16 protein-coding genes are annotated in these 15,394 nt (G+C 70.3%); 5 read left to right on the forward strand and 11 right to left on the reverse strand.

Annotation, left to right across the window (positions count from 1 at the left end):
- Positions 1 to 189: 189 nt before the first annotated feature.
- The 3 genes from QCZ28_RS24170 to QCZ28_RS24180 all read right to left on the reverse strand — a co-directional run bounded on the left by QCZ28_RS24170 (position 190) and on the right by QCZ28_RS24180 (position 3,830).
- On the reverse strand, positions 190 to 387 hold the full coding sequence (locus tag QCZ28_RS24170; RefSeq protein WP_030333752.1) for a hypothetical protein: 198 nt from the start codon (positions 385 to 387) through the stop codon (positions 190 to 192).
- Positions 388 to 534: 147 nt separating this feature from the next.
- Positions 535 to 2,553 (reverse strand): hypothetical protein, encoded by a 2,019-nt coding sequence (locus QCZ28_RS24175; protein ID WP_279518794.1) that lies wholly within the window; start codon positions 2,551 to 2,553, stop codon positions 535 to 537.
- A gap of 449 nt (positions 2,554 to 3,002) precedes the next feature.
- Positions 3,003 to 3,830 carry an SAM-dependent methyltransferase gene (locus QCZ28_RS24180; protein WP_279518795.1) on the reverse strand — a complete coding sequence of 276 codons (828 nt, stop codon included), beginning with the start codon at positions 3,828 to 3,830 and terminating at the stop codon, positions 3,003 to 3,005.
- Between the two features lie 246 nt (positions 3,831 to 4,076).
- Here QCZ28_RS24180 and QCZ28_RS24185 point away from each other — a divergent pair, with 246 nt between their 5' ends.
- Entirely contained in the window at positions 4,077 to 5,261 is a 1,185-nt protein-coding gene (locus QCZ28_RS24185; RefSeq protein WP_279518796.1) for a cellulose binding domain-containing protein, read from the forward strand.
- Between the two features lie 9 nt (positions 5,262 to 5,270).
- Positions 5,271 to 6,392, forward strand: coding sequence for a glycosyl hydrolase 53 family protein (locus QCZ28_RS24190; protein WP_279518797.1), 1,122 nt, complete (start codon positions 5,271 to 5,273; stop codon positions 6,390 to 6,392).
- A gap of 108 nt (positions 6,393 to 6,500) precedes the next feature.
- On the opposite strand, the gene QCZ28_RS24195 is transcribed toward QCZ28_RS24190, so the two are convergent.
- From QCZ28_RS24195 to QCZ28_RS24205, 3 genes are all read right to left on the reverse strand, one after another.
- A complete protein-coding gene (locus QCZ28_RS24195) occupies positions 6,501 to 6,887 on the reverse strand; it encodes a hypothetical protein (RefSeq protein ID WP_279518798.1) in 387 nt (128 codons plus the stop codon).
- Positions 6,888 to 7,030: 143 nt separating this feature from the next.
- On the reverse strand, positions 7,031 to 8,323 hold the full coding sequence (locus QCZ28_RS24200) for a GAF domain-containing protein (protein WP_279518799.1): 1,293 nt from the start codon (positions 8,321 to 8,323) through the stop codon (positions 7,031 to 7,033).
- 134 nt (positions 8,324 to 8,457) lie between these two features.
- Positions 8,458 to 8,901, reverse strand: a complete 444-nt coding sequence (locus QCZ28_RS24205) for a MerR family transcriptional regulator (protein ID WP_279518800.1) — start codon at positions 8,899 to 8,901, stop codon at positions 8,458 to 8,460.
- 56 nt (positions 8,902 to 8,957) lie between these two features.
- Between QCZ28_RS24205 and QCZ28_RS24210 the strand changes: the two genes are divergently transcribed.
- Positions 8,958 to 9,869, forward strand: coding sequence for an SDR family NAD(P)-dependent oxidoreductase (locus QCZ28_RS24210; RefSeq protein WP_279518801.1), 912 nt, complete (start codon positions 8,958 to 8,960; stop codon positions 9,867 to 9,869).
- 19 nt (positions 9,870 to 9,888) lie between these two features.
- Here QCZ28_RS24210 and QCZ28_RS24215 read toward each other — a convergent pair whose 3' ends face one another.
- The 3 genes from QCZ28_RS24215 to QCZ28_RS24225 are packed head-to-tail and all read right to left on the reverse strand — an operon-like array spanning position 9,889 to position 12,254.
- Positions 9,889 to 10,443 carry a TIGR03620 family F420-dependent LLM class oxidoreductase gene (locus tag QCZ28_RS24215; protein ID WP_279518802.1) on the reverse strand — a complete coding sequence of 185 codons (555 nt, stop codon included), beginning with the start codon at positions 10,441 to 10,443 and terminating at the stop codon, positions 9,889 to 9,891.
- A 60-nt stretch (positions 10,444 to 10,503) separates the two neighbouring features.
- Positions 10,504 to 11,151 (reverse strand): response regulator transcription factor, encoded by a 648-nt coding sequence (locus QCZ28_RS24220; protein WP_279518803.1) that lies wholly within the window; start codon positions 11,149 to 11,151, stop codon positions 10,504 to 10,506.
- Positions 11,148 to 12,254: a sensor histidine kinase gene (locus QCZ28_RS24225; RefSeq protein WP_279518804.1), complete on the reverse strand. Its 1,107-nt coding sequence runs from the start codon at positions 12,252 to 12,254 to the stop codon at positions 11,148 to 11,150. Before QCZ28_RS24225 ends, QCZ28_RS24220 begins: the two co-directional genes overlap by 4 nt.
- A 138-nt stretch (positions 12,255 to 12,392) precedes the next feature.
- On the opposite strand from QCZ28_RS24225, the gene QCZ28_RS24230 reads away from it, so the two are divergent.
- Positions 12,393 to 12,986 carry a CDP-alcohol phosphatidyltransferase family protein gene (locus tag QCZ28_RS24230; RefSeq protein WP_279518805.1) on the forward strand — a complete coding sequence of 198 codons (594 nt, stop codon included), beginning with the start codon at positions 12,393 to 12,395 and terminating at the stop codon, positions 12,984 to 12,986.
- The gene (locus QCZ28_RS24235) at positions 12,983 to 13,453 is read left to right on the forward strand and encodes a hypothetical protein (RefSeq protein WP_279518806.1); all 471 of its coding nucleotides are present in this window, start codon (positions 12,983 to 12,985) and stop codon (positions 13,451 to 13,453) included. The genes QCZ28_RS24230 and QCZ28_RS24235 overlap by 4 nt, the downstream gene beginning before the upstream one ends.
- A 13-nt stretch (positions 13,454 to 13,466) precedes the next feature.
- Here QCZ28_RS24235 and QCZ28_RS24240 read toward each other — a convergent pair whose 3' ends face one another.
- Positions 13,467 to 14,129, reverse strand: a complete 663-nt coding sequence (locus QCZ28_RS24240; RefSeq protein WP_279518807.1) for a response regulator transcription factor — start codon at positions 14,127 to 14,129, stop codon at positions 13,467 to 13,469.
- Entirely contained in the window at positions 14,117 to 15,286 is a 1,170-nt protein-coding gene (locus QCZ28_RS24245; RefSeq protein ID WP_279518808.1) for a histidine kinase, read from the reverse strand. The genes QCZ28_RS24240 and QCZ28_RS24245 overlap by 13 nt, the downstream gene beginning before the upstream one ends.
- Positions 15,287 to 15,394 lie beyond the last annotated feature (108 nt).

Raw genomic sequence — 15,394 nt, forward strand, 5'->3', positions numbered from 1 at the left:
CACGCCGGACCCGGGCTGCCGCGTTCATGCCACCACCAGCCGGATACCTCATACCTCCGGCCTACCGAATCAATCGACCGAGATCACGCCGACACGCCGACGGACGTCAGCCTTTCAACCTCTGTAGCCACCGCCCGATTCTCCGCGCCTCTGAATTACCGGCTGCGGTCGGGACTGATGAGGGACGACTCAGCTGCCGTCAACCGTGCCGTCGCTGAGCTGCGGAGGCTTGGGTAGCAGGATCGGGACCGTTGACAGGCCTTGGATCGCCATGGAGTAGTACGAGTCGAAGAGGTCGAACACCTCGTTGGCCTGGTCAAGGGTGAGGTCGTCGGCGCCGGTGCCGGCTGGCCAGTCATGCGATGAGACGTGGTACTCGGAGTCCATGGACATCACCTGAACCGATCCGATCTGCCGGGGCGTACGGGGCTCACCTCAGTGAAAACGTACGCGGTGCCGTTCTGGTTCACAGGCGGGTGCGTCGATGTATCGTGATCGCTCGATGTAGTGGGCCGAGTGTAACAGGGCTCCACCCTAGTGAAGGTGCTCTTTGGGGCCACCGAATCCGTCGGTTCTGCCCGATAGATGGATGAATTCCCACGTCCTCGCGAGGTACGCGTAACCGGTGGTGCTCGCGTTCAACAGGGCCAGCAACATCAGCGCGCTCCATGCCATCGACGTGATGCCGAGGATCTGCATATCGGCCGGGACCTTCCATTGCAGGAGGGGGAGCTCTGCTTTGTAAACCATGAACAGGCCGCTGGCGGCGATCGAACACAGCACAGTGGCCAGCAGGGAGATCCGCGCCGCGAGTGTTCCCTCAAGCAGACGTCGCGGTTGGCTGTCAAAGCCGAGCCAGGCTGCGGCGACGGCGGGAAAAACCAGAAGGAACGCCGGCACGTCGGTGCCCGGGTCGGGGTCGCGCGAGGTGACGAAACCGATCAGCCAGATGAGGAGGGCTGCCGCTGTGGAAGCGATGAGCGCGCGGAAGACCGAACCCGGTGGCACCTCGTAGAAGCGGAACCGCACATCCGGGATGCGATCGCCGTTGGGCAGTTTTTCTCTGGGTTCGGGAAAGAACCGTGTGTAGAAGTGGGCGTAGCGTTGACCGGCGCGGCGGCGGAAACGGTAGTAGGGCGGGGGCGTGGTCAGTTCCAGCAGCGGCCCCGACTTCTCCTGTGCGAAGCTCTGCTCAAGTCGTGACTGGCGATCGTTCCAGTGGGCGTTCAGGTATCCCACCAGTTCCTGCGCCTCCTGGACGCCGACGAACACCCCGTCCTGGCAGTCGATGATGAGGTGATAGCTCTGCGTGGTCCACGCGTTGTCCAGCGATATGGAGAAGTCGACAGGTCGGGAGCCCAGCAGCAGTCGTGCGCGCGCCTTCAACCAGCTCAGGATGCCCTCGGACAAGGGCGCAAGGGCGAGGGTGGGCGTCATCATCCGCTCGTACGAGACGACGAATCGACCGTCCACGGGACAGGGCACGGCCGCCACCACCGCGTAGTGGGATGACAGCTTCTTGATCAGTTGCGCCGCAAGCTTCAGCGCTGCGGGGTTCGCGAGCTTCGCCCGGCCGTTCGCGTGTCCTGCCCGGTACAGCGCGATGCTGCCTTCGCTGTCATCAGGCTCATCGCTCGTGGTCGTGGCCCGACGCATCACCGCCTGGAGGGCGGTCCGTTCCGCTTCGAGAGCGTCCGGGTGTCTGCCGTTGGAGATGTCCTCGCCGTAGGCGATGTCGAGGAGGGTCCGGAGCACTTTGGCGACAAGTTGCAGGTACTGCCGGTAGGAGAGCACCGGTACCGCGCTGCCGTCGGCCGCCAGGACCCGCAGGTTGTCCACCATTTCGCCCTTGCGGGGCACGAGCACGGGGAAGAGGATGACGGCCGGATGCTGGGTGGCGTCGGCGGCGTCGCTCCGCCCACCTTCGGAGCCCTCGTTGCCTGTTGTCGTCCGCTGGACCGGAATCCCTGGCCCCGGAAGTGTCGCGGTATCAGCGGAGTTCAGCAGCCGTTGGACGTCCCGTGACGGCAACTGCGCATCGATGGTGACCAACTGGGTCAGTGTCCGCTGGCCCGGATCGTATCGCTCGGTGAGCCGCTGACGAACGTGTGCGGGGTAGATGACGGCAGAGGCGAAAATGCGTGCCTGCGCGGGCCCGGCGTTGTCCGAGGTGTTGCTGATCTGAGCTTGGCCAGCCGTTCGCTGCAGGACGTTGACCTGGTATTCGGGTAGCCCCCATACCTTCGTGGATCGATGTGATGTCCGTTGCGGAAGAACGTAACGGCGTCGGGTGTGTATGACGAGGAGCAGACCGAGTGTCAACGCCGCCAGTGCCCGTAGCGCCCATCTCAGGTCGGCGCCCCAACTGTCCGGCGTGCCGACGATCACGAAGACAAACAGCAACGCCATGAGGATGCAGGTGACGAAAACGGATAGGGCCGATGGCGGCGATACCACTTTTCGCTCTGCGGCGACACGGGCCGACGACGATTTACCCGCCGGCTCTGCTTCCTGCGCGGCCGGTGCGTGTTTGAGCGAGGAGACCACATCCACCTCCGGGATCGCCGCTAGGACTCAATGAAATTCACGTTGGGCTCTACACCCTTACGGCCGGCCATAGAGGGAAGAAGATTGGTGTCAGCGATGTGACAGCAGGACCGGGCGGGCGGTTACAGTTGCCCACAGCAACGGTTCGATTACGGTGGACGGCCGGGCTGACTGCTGCTCCCCCGAACCGGTTGATCGGGTCCGGCGGCTCAGCCTGCGGGGGCTGTGTCGCTCGGTGCGCTGGCCGTGGGAGCCATGGCCGTCGGGGCCGTGGCCGTCGGGGCGCTGGCCATCGGGCGGCTGGCTGTCCGCAGGGCAGTGGTGCGGGAGTTGCGCGTCGGCCGTTTGGAGATCGACGAGCTGGTGGTGCGCAGTCGACCCACCGCCGGCGAGTGGGGCGACGCGTGTCCGTCGGCGGGAGCATGCCCCGCCGACGGACCTCACGCAGGGCGGGCCTACGGTTTGCGGGCGAGCATCCCGACGAAGGTGTGGTAGGTGTCGGTCTGCACCGTGGCGGGAGCGTCCGGCTCCGGGCGCCACTCGGCCAACGGCACCAGCCCCGGTTCCAGCACCGTCAGCCCTTCGGCGAACGAGAGGATCTCCTCGTCGGTACGCCAGCGGCCGGTGCCCAGCGACTCGTTGAAGACCCGTTCGACCTCGCGGGCCTTGCGGGAGCCCTCTGGGTCCCGCTCGCCCGGGTCGCGGAAGTGTGAGATCGCCACGTAGCTGCCGGAGGGCAGCGCGTCGATCAGCGCCGCCGCCACCGCCTTCGGGTCTTCGTCGTCACCGAGGTGGTGCAGGATCGCGAAGAGCAGCAACCCGATCGGCCGGTCGAAGTCGAGGAACCGGCGTGCGTCGGGGTGGTTGAGGATCTTCTGCGGTTCGCGGATGTCCGCCTGGATCACCGTCGCGGTGCCCTCCGCGGCGAGCAGGGCGCGTCCGTGCGTCAGGACGATGGGGTCGTTGTCCACATAGACGACCTGAGCCTTCGGGTTGTGCTCGGTGGCGACCTCGTGCACGTTGCCCTGGGTGGGCAGCCCGGAGCCGATGTCGAGGAACTGGTTGATGCCCGCCTCGGTGACGAGGTAGCGGATCACCCGACGCAGGAAGGCCCGGTTCGCCTGGCCGGCAGCCGGCCCGTCCGGTGTGATCCGCAGGGCGTGCTCGGCGACCTTCCGGTCGGCCTCGAAGTTGTCCTTGCCGCCCAGGAAGAAGTCGTAGACCCGGGCCACGCTGGGAATGGTGGGGTCGATGCCGGCGGGTGCCGCCTTGTCGCGGGTCATAGGCGTCTCCATTCGATCGGGGTTGGCGCAGGCAGAGGTCTGCGGGTGGTGCCGGTGTTGCGGCGAGTGTAGCGATCGGAACTGTTGGATTTTGCCCTACTGGTATCGCTCCCAGCCCAGCGAGGGGCGTGAATGGTGCCGACCTGGGAGGAAGGGTGCGGCGAGCGCCCGGTGTGAGCCGGGCCGCCGCCGACCGAGGCGTGAGATACGTTGGCGATCATCGATGTGTCACTGCATGGTCGGTGTATGACAGGCGTCTCCCGGTCCTCGCTGTTCTGCCGTCCGCGGCCGGCCCTGCTGGCCGCCGTCCTGCTGTCGACGGCGGTCCTCGGCACCGCCCTGAGCGCCGCACCGGCGGCCGATGCCGCCACCGCCGCGCCCGCCGCCCATCCGGGAGTCGCCCCGGCAGCCGGTGCGGCAGCGGTGTCCGCCGCGGCGCCGGCCGGAACCGCGCCGCCGGCGCCGGTGAGTACGCCGAGCACCACGCCCGTCCCGCCGAGCCCGCCCACGAACCTGACCGCCAGCGAGGTCCGGACCGGGTCGATCACCCTCACCTGGACGGCCGCCACGTCCAGCTGCTGCGCCATTACCGGCTACGACATCACGTACTACCAGGAGTTTGGCGACGTCATCCTCAGCGCCACCGCCGGCGCGGTCACCACCACCACGATCACCGCCCACGTCGGGCCGGGCATGCAGCTCTCGTTCCGGATGATCGCCCGGGACAGCCTCGGGCAACGTTCGAACTGGTCGGACAGGCTGACCGTGGTCACGCCGGTGACGGACACCGGACCGGACACCACCCCGCCGAGCGCGCCGCAGAGCCTGACCGTCGGCGAGGTGACCGCCTCGACCGTCGCGTTGTCCTGGTCGCCGTCGACGGACAACGTCGGCGTGCTCGGATACAACGTCTACCGGTTCGACGGCTGGTTCACCTCCAGGTTGATCGCCACCGTGCCGGGTACGACGTACACGGCGTCGCTACCGACGTCGACGCCGCTGCGCGACCTGTACTACGTGCGGGCCCGGGACGCGGTGGGCAACGTCTCGATCGCGTCCAACACGGTCGAGATGCCCACGACGCCCACGACGCCGCCACCGCCGCCGCCCTCCACCTGCCGGGTGACCTACCGCAACCAGTCCGAGTGGGCGGGCGGTTTCGTGGCCACCGCGACGGTCCACAACCTTGGGGCAGCGCCGGTCGACGGCTGGACCGTGACCTTCAGCTATCCGGGGGACCAGCAGGTCACCTCGGGGTGGAACGCCACGATCGGCCAGACCGGCGCCACCGTGACTGCCCGCAACGTCGACTGGAACCGGGTCCTCCCGCCGGACGGCTCGGCGACCTTCGGCATCCAGGGCCGGTGGGGCGTCAGCGACGCGCCGCCAACCGGTTTCTCGCTGAACGGCGCTCCCTGCGCGGTGGGCTGAAGGAGTCTCGTGAACACCCGTCCCCGCACCAGGGCCCTGGTCGCCGCTGTCACCGCCGGTGTCCTCGTCGCCGCCACGCTCGTCGGCGCGCCCGCACCCGCCCGGGCCGCGAACACGCTCACCATGAGGGGCGCCGACGTCTCCTCGTTGCAGCGCAGCCTGGATCTGGGGGCCGCGTACTACGACGCCGGCGGCGTCGCCCGCGACCCGCTGGACATCCTGAGGTCCGTCGGCGTCAACTACGTCCGGCTGCGCGTCTGGAACAACCCGATCAGCGGCTACAACAACAAGAGCAGGGTGTTGGCCCAGGCGAGGGCGGCCAGGGCGAAGGGCCTCAAGGTGCTCGTCGACTTTCACTACTCGGACACCTGGGCCGACCCTGGTAAGCAGTACAAACCCGCCGCCTGGGCCACCCACAACCTGAGCCAGCTGCGTACCGACGTGTACGCCTTCACCTACGACGTCTGCGCCAGCCTCAGCGGGCAGGGCACCCCACCGGACAGCGTCCAGATCGGCAACGAGATCAACGTCGGGATGCTGTGGAACGAGGGCAGGGTCGTCAACAACGACTTCGCGCCGCTGGCCAGCCTGCTGAAGCAGGGCTACCACGCGACGAAGGCGTGCGGCGGCGGCATCCCGGTGATGATCCATACCGCCAACGCCGACAGCAACGCCAACGCCCGATGGTTCTACGACGGCATCCGCGCCCAGGGTGTGCAGTGGGACATCACCGCCCAGTCGTACTACTGCATGTGGCACGGCAGCCTGGCGAACCTCTACAACAACATCGTCGACCTGCGTGGTCGCTACGGCAAGCCGGTGGTGATCGTGGAGACCGCGTACCCCTTCACCCGCGACAACGCGGACAGCGAGCCGAACGCCATCGGCGACGCGACCTGCGACGGCATCAGCGCGACCTGGTCCGGGCAGGCCCAGGAGTTCGACTGGGTCCAGAACACGGCGCGCAACGCGGGAGCCATCGGTGTCTTCTACTGGGAGCCGACCTGGTACGCCGTCCGCGGCAACGGCTGGGACCCGGCCAACATCAACGGCACCGGAAACCAGTGGGACAACATGGCCGTCTTCAACTGGTCCGGCCAGGTGAACCCGGGCGTGCGCTGGACACCCTGACCCGGCTGGGTCGGGCGTCCGGCGGCGGCTCCCGGCGTATGCCACTGCCACCCGGAGCGGCGACCACTTTCCGTCGCCGAACGTCCGCGATCAGGCGTCGGGGGAGGGTCAGCAGGTGCGCGTCTGCCAACTCACCTTCGTCGCGACCAGCGGCACGTAGAAGTTTCCCCCGCCGGGGCGAACGCACTCGACGCCGGTGTGCTCCGTCCCGAGATAGTTGTAGGACCAGCTGATCTCGGCGTTGCGTGAGGTGCGGTTGTAGAAGTTGAAGGCCGGGACGCTGCCGGACCATTCGCTGCTGGTCACCAGGGACGGAGTCGCGGTAGGACCCTCCGCTGGGTGATCCCAGTTGGCCCAGATGCAGAACGTGCCCTGCGGGCAGTTTCCGGGCGGCCAGACGTCGTTGGATGCTGCGGGGGGTGCCGCCGAGGCGGCGGGGGCGGTGGCCAGCACCCCGACGACAGACGCGACGAGGGCGAGGGATTTCACCAGCACGGTTCACCTACCTAAATCGATGGTCTTCGATGAATATCGATAGGTTACCGGTGGAAATTTGAATGGTCAAGCACTTGGCATCGACCCGGAGTGGAGCGCGGCCTACACTGCGCAACAGGTGCCCAGGAGGCTCCCGTGAACCGTCAGCGGTTGAGGTAGGCGGCCAGGCCGCCGAGTTCCTCACTGGCGATGAACACCGACCGCACGTTGAGGATGGCCTCCTCGACGTGCGTGGGACAGCCCCACGCCGCGTCGCCCCACGAATCGGCGATCTTGATCTCGGCCGGCGCGGTGCACCCGGCGGCGCCACCGAGCTGGCAGTGCTCAGGGTGCGGCGCGGCGGCCTGCGCCGCCGCGGCGGCTCGCATCTGGGTGGCGAGTTCCGCGGCGGCGGCCGCACGCTGCTCAGCCTCGGCGCGGAGCTCCCGCTCCACGAGCACCACCCTGGCCAGCTCGTCATTGGCCGACCTGGCGTGTGCCTCGGCGGCGAGCTTCGCCTGCTCGATGTGGTGGCGTTCGATGGCCAGGGCTGCGGTGCCGGCGAAGAGCCGGGCGAGGGCGAGGTCGGTGTCCTGCGGGACGCGCGGGGTGCGGTGGTACATCGCGAAGGTGCCCAACAGGCCGCCGTCGCGGGCCAGGATCGGCGTCGACCAGCACGCCGCCAGTCCGGCCTGGTCGGCCAGGTCCCGGAAGTCGTCCCAGAACGGGTCGGTGGCGATGTCGGTGACGATGACCGGCGCCCGCCGGTGGGCGGCGGTGCCGCAGGAGCCGACACCTTCGCCGGTCGCGATGCCGTCGATGGCCTTGTTGTAGAAGTCGGGCAGGCTCGGCGCGGCGCCGTGGCGCAGGTGTCGGGCGTCTGCGTCGGCGAGCAGGACGGAGACGAGCACCCCCGGTGCGAGGTTCTCGATGCAGCGGGCCATCCCGTCGAGCACCTCGGTCAGTGGTGCCTGGCGGGCGATCTGCTCCAGCAGGGCCCGGTGTTCCGCCATCAGCCGCTGGGCATGTCTGACCTGTGTGGTCTCCACACCGAGCACCCGAATCCCGGTGACGTTGCCGTCGGCGTCCCGGCGCGGCTCGTAGGTGAAGTCGAAGAACGCCTCCCGCTCCTGCGGGCCGCTGCCCAGCATCACCTGGATGTCCCGGCCGGTGTAGGGCTCACCCGTGCGGAAGACCTGGTCCAGTAGCGCGATGAAGCCCTGATCGGCCAGTTCGGGCATCAGCTCGGCGAGCGGGAGCCCGACGCGGGCGCGTTCCTCACCGATGGTGGCGAAGAACGCCGGGTTGGCCGTCTCCAGCACGTGCTCAGGCCCCGTGAGCGATGCGAAGACGGCGATGGACTGCCCGAACAACCCCCGCAGGTCCTCCTCCGCTGCCTGCTCGGCAGCAGCCGGAGCCGCAGCGGCAGGAGACCGTTGGCCTGGCACTGCGGTCATCGTGTGGTCTCGCCTCTCGTCTGCGGCTGTCGCCGGTCCAGCGTACTCACGGGTCCGGCACCGAGGTCCTACCCACCAACCAGGCGTCGCAACCCGTCGCCCGAGCAGCCACGACACCCGGCACGCGGGGTTCGTCAGCCCGTCCGGTGTGAGGGCTCCGCCGTGGTGGGCCGGGGTTGCTGTTGCCACGGATCACCGCGGGCGCCGGCGGCGAGGTGTCGCTCGTAGCTGTCCACCTTGCCGTCGACGAGGTCGAGGCAGTCACGCAGCCGCGTGAGCTGCTCGGTGATGTGGCGCCGGTGTTCGCGGAGCAGTTCGAGCCGTTCGGCCTCGTTGCCGCTGCCCTCGCGAACGAGCTGGGCCAGGCGGCCGATGGTCGTGAGCGGCATCCCGGAGGCCCGGAACTTGACACAGTTCGCCAGCCACTCGACGTCCCAGGCGCTGTAGACGCGCCTGCCGGACCTGTCCCGCTGCACCTCGCTGGCCAACAGACCCGCACGCTCGTAGAGGCGCAGGGTGTGCACACTCAACCCGGTGCGCTGTGCCACCTGCCCGATGCTCAGCCCGCCGTCCGCCATGGCACCGACCGTAGCCCGTTGACCTAGACCCCGGTCTAGCACCTAGCGTCCGCCGCATGACGCACACCACACTCGGCGCGCACAGTACGACCGACGACGTCCTCGCCGGAGTCGACCTCACCGGCACTACCGCCCTCGTCACGGGCGGCTACTCCGGCCTCGGTCTCGCCACCACCCGCGCCCTCACCCGGGCCGGCGCCCGGGTCATCGTCCCCGCTCTCCGGCCGGACGCGGCGCGACAGGCACTCGCCGACACCGCCGGGGTCGAGGTCGACCGACTCGATCTGGCCGACCTCACCTCCGTCCGCGCGTTCGCCGAACGGTTCCTCCGCAACCATCCCGCCCTCGACATCCTGGTCGCGAGCGCCGGCATCATGGCCTGCCCGGAGACACGCGTCGGACCCGGCTGGGAAGCGCACTTCGCGGTCAACCACCTCGGCCACCATGCGCTGACGAACCTGCTGTGGCCCGCCCTGACCGCCGCCGACACGGCTCGGGTCGTCTCGGTCGCCTCCGGGCGGGATCCGGCGTGGCGTATCCGGTGGGACGACGTGCAGTTCGAGCGCCGCTACGACAAGTGGGAGGCGTACACCCAGTCGAAGCTCGCGAACATCCTGTTCGCCCGCCACCTCGACCTGCTCGGCAGGGCACACCGCGTCCGCGCCTTCTCCGTGAACCCCGGCTGGATCCGCACGCCCCTGCAACGGCACCTCGCGGCCGAGGAGATGGTCGCCGCCGGCTGGATCGACGCGGACGGGAACTCCGCGCCGGGCCTGTTCAAGACCGTCGAGCAGGGCGCGGCCACCCAGGTCTGGGCCGCCACGTCACCCCAGCTCGACGCGAACGGCGGCGACTACTGCGTGGACTGCCACCTCACCGACAGCGACCCGACGGACAGTGCCGAGGCAGCCCGACTCTGGGCGTTGTCAGCCGACCTGACCGGCCTCGATCTCGGCGAGCGGGCCTGAGCCGTGCCGGTCGCGGCGGTCAGATCAGGGCCGCGGCCAGGGTGCGGAACGCGTCGGCGGGGAAGGTCGTGTCGTCGCCGCCGTTGAGCACCTGGATCGCCACCTCGTCCGCGCCGGCCTGGTAGTGCTGCTCCAGGCCGGCCGCCACCTTCTCGACCGTCCCCCAGGGGATCAGGGCGTCGACGAGCCGGTCGCTGCCGCCGTCGGCGAAGTCCTCATCGGTCCAGCCGAAGCGCCGCAGGTTGTTGGTGTAGTTCGGTAGCGCGAGGTATCCGCTCGTGTACTGGCGGGCGGTGGCACGCGCGGTGGTGGAGTCCGCGTCGAGGACCACCGCGACCTCCGGGGCGAGCAGGCGGTCGGGCCCGATCGCCGCCCGGGCCTCGGCGGTGTGCTCGGCCGGGGTGAAGTACGGGTGGGCCCCGGCGGAACGGTCGCGGGAGAGTTCCAGCATCCGCGGGCCCAGGGCGGCCAGGATGCGCCGCTCGGGCGCAAGCCCGGCCGCGTCGAGGCCGTCCAGGTAGTCCACCATTCTTGAGTACGGCCTGCGGTAGTCGGTGCCGCCGGCCTCCACCACCAGTCTGCTGTGGACAGTGACGGTGTCGGCCTGCTTCGTCGCCAGGCCGGCCTGAATCTCTCACGGTGCCAGGCCGGCCTGGATCGCCAGGATGGCCGCGCGTACCCGGTCCCGGCTGTTGGTCTTGGCCAGCACGTTCGTCACGTGGGACTTGACGGTGCTCATCGACAGGTAGAGGCGTTCGGCGATCTCGTTGTTGTTGAGCCCGGCGCCGATCAGGGCCAGCACGTCGACCTCCCGGGCGGTCAACTGGTAGGCCGACAGGTCCACCCGGGTGGCCGGGCCGGTCGCCCGGACCCGGTCGAGGACGGCACCGGTGACCTCGGCGGAGAGGACCGCCTCGCCGGCCGCGACGGTGCGCACCGCGGCGATCAGGTCGCGGGCGCTGGACCGTTTCAGCAGGAACCCGCGGGCCCCGGAGGCAATGGCGTCCAGCACGTAGGCGTCGTCGTCGAAGGTGGTGACGACGATGACGGCCGGTGCGTGCGGGATCGTGGCCAGCTCACGGGTGGCTTGCAGACCGTCGAGTACCGGCATGCGGATGTCGACGAGGGCGACGTCGATGCGGGAGTCGCGGCGTACCGCGTCGAGGAACTGCCGGCCGTCGGCCGCCTCGGCCGCGACCTGGATGTCGGGTTGGGATCGCAGGATCAGGCTGAAGCCGTCCCGGACCAACTCCTGGTCGTCGGCGATCGCGACGCGGATCACCGGTCCACCACCGGCAGGTTGGCCTGCACGACGGTGCCGCCGCCGGGGCGTCGGCCCAGCTCCCAGCTGCCACCGCAGGCGGAGACGCGTTCCCCGATGCCGAGCAGGCCCGACCCGCTCGTGGGCGTGCGGGGCGGCCCGACGCCGTCGTCGCTGACCCGCAGGCGGGCATGGTCGCCGACCCGGACCAGGTCGACCCAGGCCGCCGTGGCTTTCGCGTGCCGGGCGATGTTGGTGAGGGCCTCCTGGGCGATGCGGTAGACGGTCAACACCCCGATCTCGTCCAGGCCCGGCTCGGGATCCAGTTGGACCCGCACCGTCACGCCCTGCTGGCGCAACGGCTGCGCGAGCAGTTCGTCGATGTCGGACAGGCGCGGCGGCGCGCTCACCGCTATCGACGCGTTCGGGTCGCGCAGGTGCACGACGAGAGTGTCGAGTTCACTCAGCGCGGTACGGCCACTGCCCGCTATCGCCCGCAGCGCCGCCCCCGGGTCGTCGCTGAGTTGGCCCGCCTCGGCCTGCACCACCATCGCGGTGACGTGGTGGCCGACCACGTCATGCAGCTCCCGGGCCAGGTTGGTGCGCTGTTCGAGCCAGGCGGCCTGGCCGCGCAGGTCGGCTGTCTCCCGGGTGAGGGCGTAACCGCGTGACCACGAGCGCAGCAGGATCGCCAGGAGGTAGCCGGCCGTCACGAAGAAGAACGGCTGCTCGTACAGCCCTCGCTCGTTGAGCAGTGCGATGCCGAGTGCGCCGGTCGCACCGGTCAAGCCACCCACCCAGCCCAGCCACGGGTGTCGGGCCGGATCCTCGCAGGTGGAGACGAACACCAGGCCGGCAGCCGCGAGGCCCAGCTGCACCGATTCCCCGGTGCTCACGATCGCCACGAACCCCGCGCAGACCGCGAAGATCAGGGTTCGGTGGCGTGGGTGCAACGCGGTGGCCCCGAGGCCGACCGGCAGCACCAGCCACGCCCAGCCCGCCGGAACCGACACGCCCCCCTCGACGGTGGTGACCACGGCGACGATGATCACGCCAACCACGCCGTACGCGAGCCGGCGCGCCCGCGCGGGGTCACGCAACAGTTCGCGGATTCCAGTGCTCACCCGCACAGTCTCCGCGACCAGCCGGAACGCCGACCAGTACCCAGGTACCGGATCGGCCGGCACCTCGGTGCCGCCCGCGCGCCCAGATCGGCACCGCGGCACGTTCCGCGCGACCGCTCACCGGACGAACCTGCGGGGGTGACTCTCGTTGACTCCCGCGCCGCCCTCACCGTCGGCCCTTTCCGTACGGTTCCCAACTACATCACCGCCGTTCGTACGGTCGCCGCTGTCGCCGTCGGTGTTGTCGCCCTCGTCTCCGGTTCGGTGGCATTGATGGCGGTATCGTACGGTATCTACTGGGTCGGCGACGTGCTCGACGGCTGGGCCGCCCGTCGACTCGGCCAGGAAACCCGAGCCGGTGCCGTCTTCGACATCGTGAGCGACCGCGCCTGCACCGCCGTACTCTGCGGGGGTCTGGTCGCCCTCGTGCCTGAGGTCGCGGTCGTGGCGGTGGTCTTTCTGCTCTCGTTCCTGGTGCTGGACACCATGCTGTCGCTGGCGTTCCTGTGCTGGCCGGTGCTCAGCCCCAACTACTTCCACCTCGTCGACCGGCGGGTGTGGGCGTGGAACTGGTCGCCGCTGGCCAAGGTCGCCAACACCGCCGGGGTGATCGGCGCCATCGCGTTCGGGCAGTACCGGCTCGCGCTGGGCGTCGCCGTCGCCGTCGTCGCGGTGAAGCTGTGGTCGGTCGCGGCGGTGGTCCGGCTGCTCCACCGGGACGGCCGGGCGTGAACAGCCTCGCCGAGGCCGCGGTGGCGCTCGGCTACGGTCTCGCCTCGGCGCTCGTCCCGGTCGTCAACGCCGAGGCGTACGCGGTGGTCGCCGGGCACCGTGGCGGGCACGCCCTCCTCGCCGTGCTCGCCCTGGCGCTCGGGCAGACCGTCGGCAAGCTGCTCCTGTTCGAATCGGCGCGACGCGGATCGGGGTGGTTGGCCCGGACGCTCGCGCGGCGCGGCGAATCAGGTCGGGCGGTGGCCCGGACGGCACGGTGGGCTGCGCCGATCCGGCGCTGGCTCTCCCGCCGCCGCACCGCCCTGCCGACCGTGCTCGTCTCCGCCACGGTGGGGGTTCCGCCGCTGGCCGTCGTCAGCCTCGCCGCCGGCACCGCAGGCCTTCGACGCTGGGAGTTCGTCGTCGTGTGCCTGTCCGGTCGGCTGCTCCGGTTCGCAGTCCTCGTCCTGCCGGCGGCGCTGGCCTGACCACCGGTTCGCGTCAGAGGAGCCGGCCGTCGTGGGCGAGCAGGGCGATCTGGGTACGGTTGTCGAGATCCAGCTTGGTCAGGATGTGCGAGACGTGGGCCTTCACCGTCGTCACGCTCATCAGCAGTTCGCCGGCGATCTCGGCGTTGGAACGCCCGTGCGCGATGGCCAGCACGACGTCGCGTTCCCGGGGCGTGAGCACCGCCAACCGCGCCCGCGCCTGCTCGTAGGTCTCGGCTCCCGACGCGACCCGCTGCATGAGCCGGCGCGTCACCCCCGGCGACAGCATCGGGTTGCCGGCCGCCACCGCGCGGACCGCCTGGCTGATCTGCTCGGGTGGAGTGTCCTTGAGCAGGAAGCCGCTCGCGCCGGCTCGCAGGGCCCGTACCACGTGCTCGTCGGTGTCGAAGGTGGTGAGCACGATGATCTCGGGGGGACGGTGGCGGCGGCGCAGGCGTTCGGTGGCGGTGATGCCGTTGACGCCGGGCATCCTGATGTCCATCAGCACCACGTCGGGCAGGTGCCGGTCCACCGCGGTGATCGCCGTGGCACCGTCGGCGGCCTCGCCCACGACGACGATCCCGTCCGCCCCGTCGAGCATCAGCGTGAGCATCCCCCGCACGAGGGGGTCGTCGTCGACGATCACGACCCGGACCGGTCCCGTCACGTCGGCCACGGCAGCCACGCGGTGAGGTGGAACCGGCCCGTGGCGTCGACGTGGTGGGTGACCCGACCACCGGTGAGCGCGGCCCGTTCGGCGAGGCCGATCAGACCCGTACCGGCGCTGCCGGTGGCGCCGCCGTCAGGCGTGGTCGGGTTGCTCACCGCGATGCGCAGGCCGGTGCCGGGCGCGCCGCCGAGCACCAGCCGGACCGGCTGCCCGGCGGCGTGCTTACGGGCGTTGGTCAGCGCCTCCTGCGCGATCCGGTACGCGGTGCGGCCCACCGCGGCGGGAATCTCGACCGGCGGGCCGAGCGGGTCGTTCACCTCGATCCGTTGCCCGGCGGCCCGCGCCTCGTCGAGCAGGCGCGGCAGGTCGGCGAGTGTCTGCCCGGGTGGCGCGTCAGTCGGCGACTCGGCGTCGTCGCTGCGCAGCAGGGTGATGACCTCGCGCAGCTCGTCGAGGGCGTGATGGGCGCTGGCCCGGATCACCCCGGCGGCGGCGCTGAGCCGCTCGGGCGGCGCGTCCGGCCGGTACTCCATCGCGCCGGCCGCCGCCGCCAGCAGTGACAGCCGGTGGGCCAGCACGTCGTGCATCTCCCGTGCGATCCGGCCGCGCTCCGCCGCCCGCGCCTCGTCGACCCGCCGTTCCTGCTCCTGCTCGGCCCGCCGGGCCCGGTCCCGCAGCTCCGCCAACAGGGCGTTGCGGGCCTGCGCCCAGGTGCCCCAGCCGAACAGGGCCGCGTACGCGATCGTCATCAGCACCAGCCGCCACCCGTACGGCAGGCTCGGCACCGGCCGCCAGAACGCCTGCACCGCCTCACCCGCCACGCTGATCGCCGCCACCGCCGCCGCCTGCCGAAACGGCCGGTTGCGGGCGAGGAACAGCACCGCGAAGCTGGCCACCGGCGTGGCCACCGGGGACAGCGCGACGAGCACGCCGGCCAGCACACCACCGGTTCGTGGGCGGAGGATGACCACCGGAACGAGGATCAGGGCGGCCACCGCCAGCGCGACGTCGACGCCGACCAGTCCGGGGGAGCTGGACCGGGTGGCGGACCACAGCATGGTCGCGACGAGGACACCGACCGCCGCTGTCGTCACGCCCACCTGAGCGAATCGCCACGCCCCGGGCGGTTCGACCTCGCACGCCGCCGCATCCACATCGCGCACGCTACTGCGCTGGTGGCGGGCCGGACCACCTCCTTTGGTAGTACGCCGAGCCGCCGGCGGACGTACCCGTCGCGGCGTCCGGACCGACGCGTCCGGGCCGGCCCGGTC

This window comes from Micromonospora sp. DH14, from assembly GCF_029809455.1.
GTDB classification, from domain to species: Bacteria; Actinomycetota; Actinomycetes; order Mycobacteriales; family Micromonosporaceae; genus Micromonospora; species Micromonospora parva.

Excerpts from the sequence above, each read along its gene's own strand:
- QCZ28_RS24210 (WP_279518801.1), top strand. The coding sequence starts at position 8,958 with ATGACGCACACCACACTCGGCGCGCACAGTACGACCGACGACGTCCTC.
- QCZ28_RS24205 (WP_279518800.1), bottom strand. The coding sequence starts at position 8,901 with ATGGCGGACGGCGGGCTGAGCATCGGGCAGGTGGCACAGCGCACCGGG.
- QCZ28_RS24185 (WP_279518796.1), top strand. The coding sequence starts at position 4,077 with ATGACAGGCGTCTCCCGGTCCTCGCTGTTCTGCCGTCCGCGGCCGGCC.
- QCZ28_RS24200 (WP_279518799.1), bottom strand. The coding sequence starts at position 8,323 with ATGACCGCAGTGCCAGGCCAACGGTCTCCTGCCGCTGCGGCTCCGGCT.
- QCZ28_RS24180 (WP_279518795.1), bottom strand. The coding sequence starts at position 3,830 with ATGACCCGCGACAAGGCGGCACCCGCCGGCATCGACCCCACCATTCCC.
- QCZ28_RS24170 (WP_030333752.1), bottom strand. The coding sequence starts at position 387 with ATGGACTCCGAGTACCACGTCTCATCGCATGACTGGCCAGCCGGCACC.